This is a genomic window from Pontibacillus halophilus JSM 076056 = DSM 19796 (assembly GCF_000425205.1).
Taxonomy (GTDB): domain Bacteria; phylum Bacillota; class Bacilli; order Bacillales; family BH030062; genus Pontibacillus_A; species Pontibacillus_A halophilus.
In genome coordinates, this window is the sequence record NZ_AULI01000018.1 from 1 (window position 1) to 12,634 (window position 12,634).

A 12,634-nucleotide genomic window follows, 5' to 3' on the forward strand; every position below is an offset into this window, starting at 1 on the left:
TTGAGCGATAAAGAGTGGTGCTAGCGTAAAATTAGTAATAGTTAAGTGATAGAGAGTGGTACTAGCGTAAAATTAGTGATAGTTAAGTGATAAAGGTTGGTACTGACGTAAAATTAGTGATGCTTCACGTAAAGAGAGTGATGTTTCAACGTAAAATTGGTGATATTTTACATAAAATTGGTGATAATCCACATAAAATCAGTGAGGTTTAACGTAAAATTGGTGATATTTATTGTCTAATATTGCCGTAATATCGGGGTTTATAACATCCTAAAACATTAAACAAGGGTAAAACACTCAAAACATCATGTAAAACAACAAACGTGATTGTTGACGTAAAATTAGTGATAGTTGTTGGAGTTCCATATAGAAGTCAGGGGCAGAGAAGATAACGAAAAGATGTTGGCTACATAAGCAATAGCATTACAAACGTCCTCCTACATTGAACAAAGCAAGAATGTAACGGAGATCTTCCTTGTAGGAACTAGGTGTGAAAAGCTTGTTATTTTTAGCTGCAGATATTCTAAGGAATGAAAGTTAATATGAGGTAGATATATCTTTTGTGTTCTATCATGCTGTTAATAACATTATTTGCGATTAAAAAAACCATATACAGCTTGATATAATGTAAATTTGAGGGGAATGATTGAATGTGAATCACTTCTATTTTTACAAACTATAATTTATAAGATTAAAAGCCCTCCATAGAGAGGGCTAGTTTTATTTATAGAGGCTTTTTAACAGCTACTAACCATCCATCTAAATCGCCATTAACGCGAGTTGGATAGTACACTTTCATATCCTTAATGTCTATCTTAATGCCATCATAATATGTTGTAAATGTTCCACGACTATAACGCATTCTTGGATCAAATCTCCAGTAACCCGAATAACCGGCTGGAATTGTCATCATATGTGATGAGCTAATTGTTTCTGAAGAAATGTATGTGTATCCAAGGTCAGCTTTCCATACTCTAAATTGTGATGTGTTTAAACCTACATTAAATTGAGAGCTTTTACTTGCACTGTAGCTAAGACTCAATCTATCATCACCAGGGCCTGGATTTTCTTGTACTCTACTGGCACGATCTCCAAAAAAGCGTCTTTCCTCATTAAAGCTCTCGTTAAAATCATAGTAGGTACCACGTTGAGGGGCTGCTTGAGGAGCTGCACCCTTTTTAAGTGTAGATTCTTTAGGAGCTGACACAAAGTTACTTGGAGCTTCTACTGCTTTGATCTCAATGTAATCTTTTACATCGACTTTCTTAAAGTTCTTGCCGTTTACTTGGTACACCTCGTCTATGTACCCTTCTTGTTTTTTGTCATAATACATTCCTGTTTCTTCATCAAATAGAAAATTAGGATTCGAAGTTTTCTTCATAGAGGTCTCATCAATTTTAGAATCAGCAGAAGATACAGTAGGAAATGCTAATAAAACCATGGCCACAACTGCAAATAACACTTTACCTATTTTTTTCATTTTATTCCTCCTTTTTACATTATATCTATAAATTACCATACTTTTCCAAATATTCAAGTTATTTTTGGGAAATTTATGTTAATATTACAATTAAAGTGGTCTTAAATACTAAATGATGGGAGTGTGGGTTAAATGAATAAAGAAGCAAAATTAATTAGCGGGGTACTGTTTATATTGATTTCTTCAATATTTATTTCAGCTCAGTTTATAACGGCAGGTATTTTATCAATAAATAAAAATAATTGGTCGGAAGGAACGATTTATACCGTTTTCAACAGTCCAGGAACTATTTTATTTTGGCTAGGCATTATTAGTTCAGTTATTGGTCTAGTCTTAGTAGTTCTATCTTTAAAGGCAAAGAATTAACATTCATTGCTCATGGTACTGTGGGAGAAGGGGGCATTTGGCAATCCTACAACCAGCCTCTTACTCCTTGTATTCTCTACAGCACCCCTACTTAAGCCAATACCCATCATCTGTTAGAAACAAAGATGATGGACTCATTCCCCCAACTTAACAATCCAGTCTCGAAAAAAATTAGAAAAGAACGGTATATACAATACCGTTCTTTTCTTTATACCTTATTCTCTTCAATGAGTTTCTTTTTATAGTGGGATCTATTGAGATATACCAACGATTATTAATGTGAGTATTGTAAAATTAATTAAGAACCCTCTACTTTAATTTAAATGATTAAGTTTGCTGGCAGTGTAGAGGTCAACGATTTGATCCCGCTATGCTCCTCAAAAGCAGGAAGGGGAATGAGGCAGAGATATTATATGGAGTATGTATATCGAATTTAGGGAAGTAGATGTATGCGTGAAATTCTAATTTTGCGAAAAGATGTACAACCGAATGTGTGTTTGGTATAATTTTCTTGTTAATAATTGAATATAAGGAGTGAGGAAGTGAATCTATTACATGATCTAATGGCAGTAATCTTTCTATCTTTGTTTTTAGGCTGTATTCTGTTTTTTGTAATAAAGAATAAAGTACCTAATAAGACTGAACTGGTAAAGGTAACATTAGCAATATCACTTACAATGTTAATTACATTGATAGGTGTCATTTCACTTAAATATGAAGGAGATACATATACTCTTGGTACAATCCTTTTTGGTTTGGGTCTTGGATTAACGATCCCCCTAGTGCAAAATTGGGCTAATTTAGTTCCTACTGAAACTGATAAAAAGGTAGCTCTTATTTATGAGAAACTATTCTCCAACGAGAATGACGAAAATGAAGACTCAATTAAATTAGATGTACAACTAACTCTAAAGATTGACGAAGAAAAGTTAGATTAATTAGGGAGAAAATCTTATTGAATGTTAAATTCATAGATTAATAGAAATACTATTAGGAGGTGCTTATTTTGTCCGAAGTTATACAAATTGCTAATCGTAAGGCATCTCTCAAACAATTAGCAAAAGACCAACATCTAAATCAATTAATACGTAACTATTTACGTCTTACTGTTCTTACAGAAGAAGTGTGGATGTACGAAAAAAGTATGAGACCTCAACTAGACATAAGTTATGATTGGGTCAAGGATCATATGGACCTACAACAACAAAAAAATGCTATTTTGGATGGACAACTGGACTTTTTAAAAGGACTAATCTTTCAAATGTGTGGTGTTAAGGATATTTATAATGAAAAGATAAACACCTTATTTGAAATACGTATTAGTAGTCTTCTAAAATCGTACAATTACGAAAAAGATTACATTAATCCTTTTCTTGTAGAATCATTAATTTATTCACTACTGAATTCAGATTTACTCTGAGGTTCATCTCTAAACTAAATGAGTGTTCGAGAAAGTAATGATATAAACTTACGCTAATAATGGAGGTTTTTTAATGGACATTTTAAATGTGTTGGCTATTGTTGTTGGGGTGATTGGGTTTATAATTTTCCCGACTCTTGGAGTGTTAACAGGAAAGCGAAAGTTTTACATTCAATCTTTGGGAGTTGTTGTTGGGTTAGGACTAGTTTACTTTTCATCTGATATAGCTGTAATTCTTTATCCAGTGTTTGAAGGATTCGGGGAATTGTTAAATACTTTCAGTTAACTATTGGGGATAAAAGACTCCATATCCCCTACTATTGAGCATTTAACGGAAAAGCTAAAGGAGCGCAAAAACAGTGCCAAGAGTGGATCCAAGCAGCTTGCAGAAGGAATACCATGCAAAAATAAAGGAATTGAGCTATTGACGATTATTACTATGAATTAACGTTATAGAACAAGAACATGTGTTCGCTAAAATTGTATTTCACGCACAGATAAAGAAATTAACAAAAGAGACAGTTGTTAGTTTCTTTTCTTTTACCCCTTTTTTAAATTAGAAAAAACAAATGAGGAATTAAGATGGCTAAATTAACACTTCAACAGAGATTACACAGGGATAACATAGAGGAAAAAGTAAAGTCCTTCCCCTCTTATATTGAAGAATACAAAGACGACATGTATTCGGGAAATTGCTCCCCTTCTACTTTATGGGGATACCTGAGTGACTTTGAGAAATTCTTTAACTGGCTGATGGCCGAAGGTTTAAGTGATGCTGAGAGTTTGAAAGAAGTATCACTTAGCACATTGGAAAAATTGAGGTTAAAAGAAGTTGACTCTTACTTTTCCCACTTGAAAACACGTGAAGAGTTAAACGAAAAAACAATTAATCGTAAAAAGAGCTCTTTAAAGTCTCTATTCAAGTTCCTAACAGAACGAACGGAAGATGATAATGGAGAATGCTATTTTTACAGGAATGTAATGGCTAAAGTAAAGATATCTAAACCAAAGGAGTCCCTATCTTCACGTGCCGAGATCATCGGTAACAACATATATCACGATGAAGACATGTATAACTTCCTCTCATTCATAGATAAAGATTATGAGCATAAATTATTAAGCAATAACTCCAAACAGCAGTACCGCTACTTTAAACGTGATAAAGAGAGAGATATCGCGATTATGGCTTTATTGATTTTTTCCGGTCTGAGGGTCAGTGAATTAGCGAATTTAACGTTAGCCAATTTGAATTTGCAACAAGCTAAAATGAAGGTGCTGCGAAAAGGAAGTAATGATGAGATTGTACATTTCCTTCCTGAAGCAATTCCATATATACAAGATTATCTTAGTATACGTACAGAACGTTATAGAGCGCCCTCTGACGAAGAATTCGTATTCCTTACACTATATCAAGGGGTTGCCAAACCAATAAGCATTAGAGCCCTTCAAAACCTCGTATACAAGTATACTCTTGCTTTTAAAGGAGATAAACTATCCCCTCACAAGCTGAGACACACCTTTGCAACAGAATATGCTAAGAGTAATGGTTTGTACGATTTAATGCGTCAATTAGGACACACTTCTACAGAAGTATCGAGTTTATACGTAAATAGTTCCGACAAAGAAGCGCAAGCTGCTATAAATCGAATGAGAAGACAAAGTGATTAACAAGTTCGTAGAGGGTTATCTTACGAGGAATTGCTTCATTTCTCAACGCTTAAATTAGAAGGCTCGATACCCTTTTCTTTACAGTAGTTGTGCAAAGCGCGAACTTTAACCTTTGGTTCATTAGAGGCCTTGGGAATAGCAAAGACGCCATTTGGAATACCATTTTCAAATCCTTTGTTCGCTCGATCATGTTTCTCCCCCACCTTTCTTTAATTGTACTCTTTGTAAGCAATGTTGCGCTAACATAGACTGAATGCAACAATTAAAATGTAAAAGTAAACAAGTAGATTTATTATAATAACCATTGAGCAGCTTAATACTATTTAAGCTGTTCTTCTTTTTGTTTTTAGCATTTTTCTTCTCTGATTTTGTGTTGTTTATTAATAATATATCTGAGCGTGGTATTATTTCTCCCTCTTCCTTTTATTTACCTTCCTAATCTCCTCTTAAGTGGTGAACTTATATATCCTCTATCCTTTTGGTCTCGTGCCATAAAGTCACCTCAATTAAAACATTTGAGCATTTTAATAAATAAACACGCAAGATAGGCACTCTATATGCGTGTTTGGTAGGTATATTAATACTTATTAATTCGTTTGAAGTAATCGTTTAGTTTTTCTCGCTCTTTTTGTCGCCGAGCACGTCTTTCTTTATTTATATCCCTCTGAGAACGGATTTTAAAGAAGCCAGGCTCCCCTTGATGTTTCTGTCGGTTTCGTAAAGACATAGGGTTTTCTTACGTTATAGACACAAGCCTCCCTCCGTTTCAATTTTATCTTGTATGCTCAATAGACATCTGACATGGACGAAACTATAGAATTCTTTAGGATTAATCGTAACATGAAATACTTATGGTTTTTCTTAACTCGAATTTCCTGGTGAAAATTAAACGATATGCACAACGATGTATTTGTGTGTAACTCATAGATGGTAATGAAACTAATAGTGTATTCAGTAAAAGCTTACTATATGACCACGATTTTAAGACAATAAGTAGGTTAAGTATGCATCCTGTGTACTTGATACTAATGAGGTGTTATCAGATACTTCTGCTTAAACTACGTTATAAGATGTTACTAACGAAAATAATTATGGTATAAAACCGTGCCTTGAAGCATATTCCACTCTGGCTTTTCTTTGCTTATGCAATTATAAACTCTGAATGTATAAAACTATCATTTAAAGACAAAAATAAGGGAAAAGAGGTGATAACAGTGAATAAATGCGTATGCTGCGGCAACAAAACTAAACAGTCTGAGAAGCGGGACGGTCATTGCTATCAGTGCTGGAAGAAGTGGAAACGAATTGGGGCTAATATTAAGAAGTCTGGGTGATTAGCTATAATGGATCTCCCCATTTTGTCTGATTGGAACTACACGGTATTTGTCGTTCGTACAATATTTGGTTTGATAATAATCTATAATGTCCAGATGATTTACTGCCATTTTAATAATCTCAGAAGCTAAAGTTGTTTTCGGTTTATTACATGCCGTCGCCAACATTTGAAGCTTTTCATCTGTATTTTTATCTATGGAAAGGTTCACGCGAATTCGTTTATCCGAACGTTCCTTCCGTTGAGTTTCCTTATTCATATCCTATCCCTCCGCTTTTTGGTTTCATTTTTGGTTTTTTTGTAAACTTAAATCCGTAACCTGGTTACCAAGTAACATCGTTCTTTAGTAACCAATGTATGTGGTAACCATTGAAATATACCAATAATGACAAGGTTTTAACCTCCCTCAACCTTATGTGAAGCTGTCGTTAACCTATGCTGAGTCATCTCTGTGGCAGGGGGGGGGCACAATAACGTATGATAAACAACTATTATGTAGGATTGTTCGTACAACACGAAAAAGAGATAGGGTTTATACCCTACCTTCTCATTCAAAGTATTTGTTTTTTTAGTTTGTTTAAACAGAAGCAGCCTATTAACTTTCTAGGAGCTCATCTAAACGTTTGCAGGCCTGTTTAAGAATGCTAGCGCATTCATTCTCAGTCAATCCATAGTGGTTGGCTGTCCTCTGAATTGGAGAGCAACGGTCCACCTCATAATAATACTCTTCAATGTTACTGGCACCTTCAGCAATGGTTAACTCTACCGCTTCAACATAAGTGAGGATATCCCTCTCCAACTGCGGCAGATACTTAATTGCATTATTCCGCTCTAACATCCCTATAAACTCATGAAAATCAAACTCAATCTCATTCATTGCATATACCACCTTATGTAGTCCATTTTTGATTGCTGTAATACATCAAAAACTAAAATGACATTGACTTTTACTGACGCTACGGATGTTGAATTATGATGTATTCCTTCTTGGTCATTGCATAGCGGTACAAAGTGCGTTCAAGATTATTTAATTGGTCGATTTGAGTAACTTTATAATTGGAGAACTGATTCTGAACATCTGAGTTGCCAAACATATGAGGTGTTATCCCATTTTGTTCTAACACCTGATAAACCTCTTTGTGTGTTAACTTGGTTTTGGACACTACCAAATAAACGAGAGCTACTGGGTTTCCTGTGCTTATGTTTAATCCAAATATCATATAGCAGTAATCCATATCCCACACCTTTCAATAGGAAAATACTCCTATAAATCTATTACTATTATACCTTTTTGGGATGAATTAACAAATGAAAGGTTCAGATTTTTAAAAGTATTTATATGGATTAACTTAATTTTTCACTACTTTCTTGTTCATTGTTATAGCTAGATGGAGCGAGCTCAAAGCTACTGTACTGTGTGAACGCAACAAGCGCCAACAATAAAAGACTAATCAAGGCAATTCCTTTTAATTTCACTGTAAAACCTCCAATACATAATGTGATTAGTTAAGCGTGTGAGAAGTGTCTATGGGCTTAAACCCGGACGAAATTAGGGTAAATCTGATCAATCGTACATTCCATTCGTATTCCGCCTATATCAGAATCCCAATGTGGTTTGTTTGAAAAAGTGTTGCCATAAGTAAAGACGCACAACCGGTCCTCGTGCGTAGCAATGAAGCTATTAAAGTTACGATTAATAGCTACAAGATAAATAGGAGCAGCTGTCCTCTTTATGATCTCTCTAATACTTTCATATCTTGCTTCAATATCAGGATGACCGTTTAAGTTCGAGCATATTGTATCCATGCTTTATCCTCCCAACACAAAAAACCCCTGAAAAAAGCGGATAGAATCTTATCACGCTCTTTTCAGGGGCCTCCTGTAGATTATTTAATTTTAATTTATAGTTATAGATGTTGAAAGTCCTGTAGAATATGAGACTATTATACAACCAATATCTAGTAACTACAAGAGGTTAAAACACACACTATACGTCAACTTATCATGTCATTCATAGTACTCCCAATTAAACCCTCCAGAACCTTCAATATCCCCTGAATCTTTAAGCTCCCAATCATGTTCCTCTAATTCTTTACCAACTTGGTCCCAATCTCGACTCGAGTTACTTTCTGGGGCGTTCACCTCTATTTGTGAGTCTTTGGATGAACCGCTTGGTTTGGTACCCTCTTCGCCCTTGTTCATTAAGGTAGAACCCTCATTTGACTTAGACTGACCTGTCGATTCTGTTGTTTTCTCGGAGGATTGCGTCTTATTGGATTCAGGGCTGATTTGAATATTGGTTGTTGAACTCTTTTCATTCGTAGAAACAGAGGGATGACTTTGTTCAGGTGCTGCAGTAACCTTTTGTGATGAATTAGAGGTTGATGTAGAAGTTTGTTGCTCACTATTTTGAGCTAAAACCTCTCGCTCTTCGAGTGCAACCACCTGTTCCTTTACCGTAGATAACCGTTCCAGCAATTCTCGCTTCTTCGCTTCACCATGTAAAGCATTTACCTGAGCCATGGCTGTTTCATAATCCTCACGCGCTAAAGATCCTTCTGATTGTTGGACTAGTCCCTCTGCATACTCAATAGCATTTAGTTGTGCAGCGGCTATAGAAAGAGAATGTAAAAGATTCGTGTAAATATGTTTATTTACCCCTATGATTTTAGAGAGCTTCTCGCTAATTTCTAAAAGGTCTTCCTGTGTTACTTTATTTAAGGAAGCCTTATCCTGAAGTAAGTCTTCAACCTGGTTTTGGACATTCAGTGTTTCTTTGATACCGTAGAACTCCCTATATAAAGCTTCTCTTTTGTCTCTTGATTCCACTTTCTCTATTGCTGTTTGAGCTTCCGGAAGTCTTTCATTAATATCATCGGCTAATTCAGTCCTGTTTTCATTGTAAAGTGCAGAGACTGCTTCCTCTGCAATCTCAAGAGACTGCACACGTCTTTGTTTTAATACCTCTTGCTGTTCTTGCTCGTCTTGGTAGTTAATATAGGTGCCAATCCCGACGCCTAAGGTTAAGAACGCTGCGGCCGTGACTACTATTGTTTTCATACTCACTTTATAACACTCCTTCCTCATATATATCGCACATTTCTTCTAATTGTTTACATTGAATTAGACCCATTCAATTGCTTTAATTATGCCGAGGTTATGTAAAGACAAAAATAAAGGCTGTACTATAAGCACAGCCTTTACTTAGAATCCATCATGTCTTTAAGAAGGTACTTCTGTTAAGTAGATCTCACAATCCATACTCTCAACATCACAAGCTTGTCTAAGCTCTTCTTTTGAAATACCTCGCTTTAGACAATCAATTAGAAGTCGGATTTTGCTTTCGTACCACTCACAAGTACCCTCATGGAAGTAGGCAAACTCACCCGCTTCAATAAGTTTGCCAGTGTCCTCAGCAATCCTTCCTCCTTCTTCCTCTTCAACATTGCCATTCATGATTTTGCCGTATACCTTGTGAATATAATTAATTGGGTCATCATCTTCGTCAAGCTTCTCGATTATCATTCCATAATCTTCTTCAGAAATCTCTCGGAAATTAACCTTATCCGCTCTCTTCAGAACCTCACCCATAAAGTCTTCTCTAAGTAAAATGCAAGTATCATCTTCAAAATCAGACTCATTGTGATAATAGATCCAATAGCAGTCTGTTTCCTCATCATTAATAGCCATAAAGTAGCGACGTTCTTCGATTGTTTGTAGTTGATTCATTTTAATCCACCTCGTAGTCATTTTTTTAATTGGTTTTTGCGTGTTCATCCGTTGAGTCGTAAATTTAGACATAAAAAAATAACCTTTATACGGTTATTGTTGTTGTTCGTATTCTCTTTGCGCTTCCAGTGAATCGAAAAGCGGTTCATTAATCTCTTCCGTGGTTATGGGGAAGGTTACATACTCTGGTAATATCGCATAACGGGTAAGCAGTTTGGTTTTGTGTTCCCAACCCTTGTGAGCCTTATCCGCTTCTTCACGACTAGAAAATAATACATTGTAAACTTGATACACTTTCACAATAAACATCCTCTCTTCTGATTAGTAAAAACAATTCACTCGATAAGTGACTTCCATAGATTGATGATTAAAACAAAAAAAGCGCTCTATCGAAGCAACTGATCCTACACACGTGTGCAGTGATTGTCAGAAGCTCCAATAGAGCGCTATGTTTAATCAATAATTAACCCGCTAACCATACTTGGTTGCAAAACAAAAAAATAAGTAAAATCTTATGATTCTATTATACTTCAACATACTTATTGAAGACAACACTTGTTATTGTGATTACTAGCGTATTATCCATAACTAAACTGTCTAGCGATAACATAATGTTCTACTAGAATGTGTGTTTAAATTGCACATATTTTGACGATGCTAATATATGTAATTGGAATTTTATAATAATGTTCGGGGGGATATACATGGGGTATCAAGAGACGTATTTTACAGTAGAACCTGGAGAAAAACTAACACCTCTTTTGGAATTTCTAACTTATAACCATAATAGAGTGAATGCTACACATGCCTTTCCAGTTGCTATAATTGATTTTAAGAAAGATATTTGTGGTAAAGGAAGTGATTCCATAGCGTTTCATAGTGGGCAAAGAGCTATATATGTGGTTGGAGAAAGAAGCGGTTCTAGAGACATTTGTGAAATGCTCTATGAATCTCATCCGGACCTAAACCTCCGGATGAAATATACTGAAGACGTAGATAGTACTACCGTATTTATGGGATTTAAAGACTACGTAGATGGTTGTAAACATTCTAATTCTGAAGTAGGAGTTTTTAAGAACAAATACGTTGAAATAAAGCCCTTTGATAAATACCAATAATAAAAGTTTATATTACGAAGTCCCTATAATGTGGTCTTTGACGACAGTCATAGTACCATAGAAAGCATGATTGAAATTAGTGAATAAGAGAATTAAAAAAGACTCGAACCATTGGCTCGAGTCTTTTTTGTTATCATTTCAATCTTTCACCTTAAATTATTGCTTTTATATGTCTTAGTATAAGTTATTAATACTTTTCCGTAATGTAGTGCTTGTAAAGTATTTCTGCATTTCTCAAAGCGTCTTTTTCATTGTTGTGTTCAACAAGACCTGAAGACGTATTTTCATCCGGAAAATAGCAGTATGCCTTTTCACTACTATAATAAATAGCAGGATGAAACACTGTTAGAGTCTGTTTTCCGTCCTTGGATAAGTATGTTTTTTCGTCTGCGATAAATGGTTTTTTCAACATAAACTCTCCTCCATCTTTTAGACCTACAAGAAAATGCTGTATTTCTTTGTAACCCTTGTATTTATCTCACTTCATAACTTTAAATCACCACTGATTATACCAAGAAAGCAAATGTCTATCCGAATAACGGTTGGAAAGATTCTTTCTTTCGATTCTTACAGTGAAAAGCTTCCGCCCATTCCACCATATGCGTAAATCCGTAATACTCATCTTCTAATTGATTGAAGGAACGTATAGTGTTTATCAATTCTGCAGATAATGCTTCGTACTCAGAGTGAAACGGCACAATGACTTCATATCGGATAAAATATTTCGTGTTTACGTCGCTCAGTTTAAGAAACATATTGGAAGGTGCAGCCCTCATATCAGAACGGTTTATTGTTAACGGTGCAATCTCACATACGAATTGCGTGAAAGATTGTATAAAAATCATTTCAGTCGTTGGGGTAGCTCGTTTTCTATCGGTGTTTTTGTCAATATTTAGAAATGATGTACACTTACTGACTTCCGTTAAATCTGTTAAGGTTGCATCACTAATTTGAAGAGCTTTTCCGATCTCTAAAATGTCGTATATTGAGACGTCAATTTCAAGGTGAAATTTTAGACCCATGACACATTCGATTTCATCATAATGCATATTTGAACGGAAATTGTTAAAGAAACCGAGGTAACTGTCGCCACGATTCCCAACGCTTTCAAACACCTTTTTGCCGTATAGTTCTATCGCATGGTTGTAATAGCAAGAAGAGACTAAGCCAATGACGTTTGAATTTTTATTCGCAACCTCTAGAACAGTATCTATATGTTCGATGAGATATTTAAAGACGTTCGTCTTTTCGCAAACCTTACTGAGCAAAGTATAAGCTGGCCCTGCTAAAAAGGTAACAACTTGTTCCGTATAGCTATCTCCGTAGTACTGAATCAATTCGGTTACGATTGTGACCGTTTCAGAAGAAAAGTAATGGGATCTATCTGTTCTAAGCCCCGTATTGAGAAGACGTTCAAGATAGTTATGAAAGCAAGGAATGAGTTCATCCCCAGAGTGCTGTTCAAAAAGTTGATTAAGATCAGAAATGTAATGGTAAATGGATTCAGCTTTCATCAAATA

General features: G+C 35.3%; 18 protein-coding genes. 7 read left to right on the forward strand and 11 right to left on the reverse strand.

All coding sequences use genetic code 11. The annotated features are described in order from the left end of the window. Nucleotides 1–724 precede the first annotated feature (724 nt). Nucleotides 725–1,480, reverse strand: a complete 756-nt coding sequence (locus tag H513_RS0115170) for a hypothetical protein (RefSeq protein WP_026801494.1) — start codon at nucleotides 1,478–1,480, stop codon at nucleotides 725–727. Between the two features lie 132 nt (nucleotides 1,481–1,612). Here H513_RS0115170 and H513_RS0115175 point away from each other — a divergent pair, with 132 nt between their 5' ends. The 6 genes from H513_RS0115175 (at nucleotide 1,613) to H513_RS22110 (ending at nucleotide 6,268) form a co-directional block, all read left to right on the forward strand. Then, nucleotides 1,613–1,846, forward strand: a complete 234-nt coding sequence (locus H513_RS0115175) for a hypothetical protein (protein WP_026801495.1) — start codon at nucleotides 1,613–1,615, stop codon at nucleotides 1,844–1,846. A gap of 563 nt (nucleotides 1,847–2,409) precedes the next feature. Further along, the gene (locus H513_RS0115180; RefSeq protein WP_161625315.1) at nucleotides 2,410–2,784 is read left to right on the forward strand and encodes a hypothetical protein; all 375 of its coding nucleotides are present in this window, start codon (nucleotides 2,410–2,412) and stop codon (nucleotides 2,782–2,784) included. A gap of 68 nt (nucleotides 2,785–2,852) precedes the next feature. Continuing rightward, on the forward strand, nucleotides 2,853–3,266 hold the full coding sequence (locus H513_RS0115185; protein ID WP_026801497.1) for a hypothetical protein: 414 nt from the start codon (nucleotides 2,853–2,855) through the stop codon (nucleotides 3,264–3,266). A gap of 73 nt (nucleotides 3,267–3,339) precedes the next feature. Beyond that, entirely contained in the window at nucleotides 3,340–3,552 is a 213-nt protein-coding gene (locus H513_RS0115190; protein ID WP_026801498.1) for a hypothetical protein, read from the forward strand. 296 nt (nucleotides 3,553–3,848) lie between these two features. Next, on the forward strand, nucleotides 3,849–4,934 hold the full coding sequence (xerS, locus tag H513_RS0115195; protein WP_036803244.1) for a tyrosine recombinase XerS: 1,086 nt from the start codon (nucleotides 3,849–3,851) through the stop codon (nucleotides 4,932–4,934). Nucleotides 4,935–6,148: 1,214 nt separating this feature from the next. Continuing rightward, on the forward strand, nucleotides 6,149–6,268 hold the full coding sequence (locus H513_RS22110; RefSeq protein WP_161625316.1) for a DUF2797 domain-containing protein: 120 nt from the start codon (nucleotides 6,149–6,151) through the stop codon (nucleotides 6,266–6,268). On the opposite strand, the gene H513_RS0115205 is transcribed toward H513_RS22110, so the two are convergent. From H513_RS0115205 to H513_RS0115240, 8 genes are all read right to left on the reverse strand, one after another. Next, a complete protein-coding gene (locus H513_RS0115205; RefSeq protein WP_026801500.1) occupies nucleotides 6,269–6,526 on the reverse strand; it encodes a hypothetical protein in 258 nt (85 codons plus the stop codon). It lies immediately after the preceding gene. A gap of 336 nt (nucleotides 6,527–6,862) precedes the next feature. After that, nucleotides 6,863–7,144 (reverse strand): hypothetical protein, encoded by a 282-nt coding sequence (locus tag H513_RS0115210; protein ID WP_026801501.1) that lies wholly within the window; start codon nucleotides 7,142–7,144, stop codon nucleotides 6,863–6,865. A gap of 79 nt (nucleotides 7,145–7,223) precedes the next feature. After that, nucleotides 7,224–7,391: a hypothetical protein gene (locus tag H513_RS21705; protein ID WP_154655268.1), complete on the reverse strand. Its 168-nt coding sequence runs from the start codon at nucleotides 7,389–7,391 to the stop codon at nucleotides 7,224–7,226. Nucleotides 7,392–7,611: 220 nt separating this feature from the next. Next, nucleotides 7,612–7,743: a hypothetical protein gene (locus H513_RS22180; protein ID WP_267879649.1), complete on the reverse strand. Its 132-nt coding sequence runs from the start codon at nucleotides 7,741–7,743 to the stop codon at nucleotides 7,612–7,614. A gap of 57 nt (nucleotides 7,744–7,800) precedes the next feature. After that, entirely contained in the window at nucleotides 7,801–8,073 is a 273-nt protein-coding gene (locus H513_RS0115225) for a hypothetical protein (protein WP_026801503.1), read from the reverse strand. Between the two features lie 201 nt (nucleotides 8,074–8,274). Continuing rightward, nucleotides 8,275–9,333 (reverse strand): hypothetical protein, encoded by a 1,059-nt coding sequence (locus H513_RS0115230; protein ID WP_026801504.1) that lies wholly within the window; start codon nucleotides 9,331–9,333, stop codon nucleotides 8,275–8,277. Nucleotides 9,334–9,489: 156 nt separating this feature from the next. Beyond that, nucleotides 9,490–9,996: a hypothetical protein gene (locus H513_RS0115235; protein ID WP_026801505.1), complete on the reverse strand. Its 507-nt coding sequence runs from the start codon at nucleotides 9,994–9,996 to the stop codon at nucleotides 9,490–9,492. A 93-nt stretch (nucleotides 9,997–10,089) separates the two neighbouring features. Beyond that, on the reverse strand, nucleotides 10,090–10,296 hold the full coding sequence (locus H513_RS0115240; protein ID WP_026801506.1) for a hypothetical protein: 207 nt from the start codon (nucleotides 10,294–10,296) through the stop codon (nucleotides 10,090–10,092). Nucleotides 10,297–10,700: 404 nt separating this feature from the next. Between H513_RS0115240 and H513_RS0115245 the strand changes: the two genes are divergently transcribed. Continuing rightward, on the forward strand, nucleotides 10,701–11,114 hold the full coding sequence (locus tag H513_RS0115245; protein WP_026801507.1) for a hypothetical protein: 414 nt from the start codon (nucleotides 10,701–10,703) through the stop codon (nucleotides 11,112–11,114). 187 nt (nucleotides 11,115–11,301) lie between these two features. On the opposite strand, the gene H513_RS0115250 is transcribed toward H513_RS0115245, so the two are convergent. Then, complete coding sequence (locus H513_RS0115250) at nucleotides 11,302–11,526, reverse strand: hypothetical protein (protein ID WP_026801508.1); 225 nt, start codon at nucleotides 11,524–11,526, stop codon at nucleotides 11,302–11,304. A 115-nt stretch (nucleotides 11,527–11,641) separates the two neighbouring features. Beyond that, the gene (locus H513_RS0115255; RefSeq protein WP_154655269.1) at nucleotides 11,642–12,631 is read right to left on the reverse strand and encodes a hypothetical protein; all 990 of its coding nucleotides are present in this window, start codon (nucleotides 12,629–12,631) and stop codon (nucleotides 11,642–11,644) included. Between the last annotated feature and the right edge of the window lie 3 nt (nucleotides 12,632–12,634).

What these genes read in the sequence shown, in the direction of transcription:
- H513_RS0115170 (WP_026801494.1), bottom strand. Translation starts at nt 1,480, where the DNA reads ATGAAAAAAATAGGTAAAGTGTTATTTGCAGTTGTGGCCATGGTTTTA.
- H513_RS0115175 (WP_026801495.1), top strand. Translation starts at nt 1,613, where the DNA reads ATGAATAAAGAAGCAAAATTAATTAGCGGGGTACTGTTTATATTGATT.
- H513_RS0115180 (WP_161625315.1), top strand. Translation starts at nt 2,410, where the DNA reads ATGGCAGTAATCTTTCTATCTTTGTTTTTAGGCTGTATTCTGTTTTTT.
- H513_RS0115190 (WP_026801498.1), top strand. Translation starts at nt 3,340, where the DNA reads ATGGACATTTTAAATGTGTTGGCTATTGTTGTTGGGGTGATTGGGTTT.
- xerS (WP_036803244.1), top strand. Translation starts at nt 3,849, where the DNA reads ATGGCTAAATTAACACTTCAACAGAGATTACACAGGGATAACATAGAG.
- H513_RS0115205 (WP_026801500.1), bottom strand. Translation starts at nt 6,526, where the DNA reads ATGAATAAGGAAACTCAACGGAAGGAACGTTCGGATAAACGAATTCGC.
- H513_RS0115210 (WP_026801501.1), bottom strand. Translation starts at nt 7,144, where the DNA reads ATGAATGAGATTGAGTTTGATTTTCATGAGTTTATAGGGATGTTAGAG.
- H513_RS0115225 (WP_026801503.1), bottom strand. Translation starts at nt 8,073, where the DNA reads ATGGATACAATATGCTCGAACTTAAACGGTCATCCTGATATTGAAGCA.
- H513_RS0115235 (WP_026801505.1), bottom strand. Translation starts at nt 9,996, where the DNA reads ATGAATCAACTACAAACAATCGAAGAACGTCGCTACTTTATGGCTATT.
- H513_RS0115245 (WP_026801507.1), top strand. Translation starts at nt 10,701, where the DNA reads ATGGGGTATCAAGAGACGTATTTTACAGTAGAACCTGGAGAAAAACTA.
- H513_RS0115250 (WP_026801508.1), bottom strand. Translation starts at nt 11,526, where the DNA reads ATGTTGAAAAAACCATTTATCGCAGACGAAAAAACATACTTATCCAAG.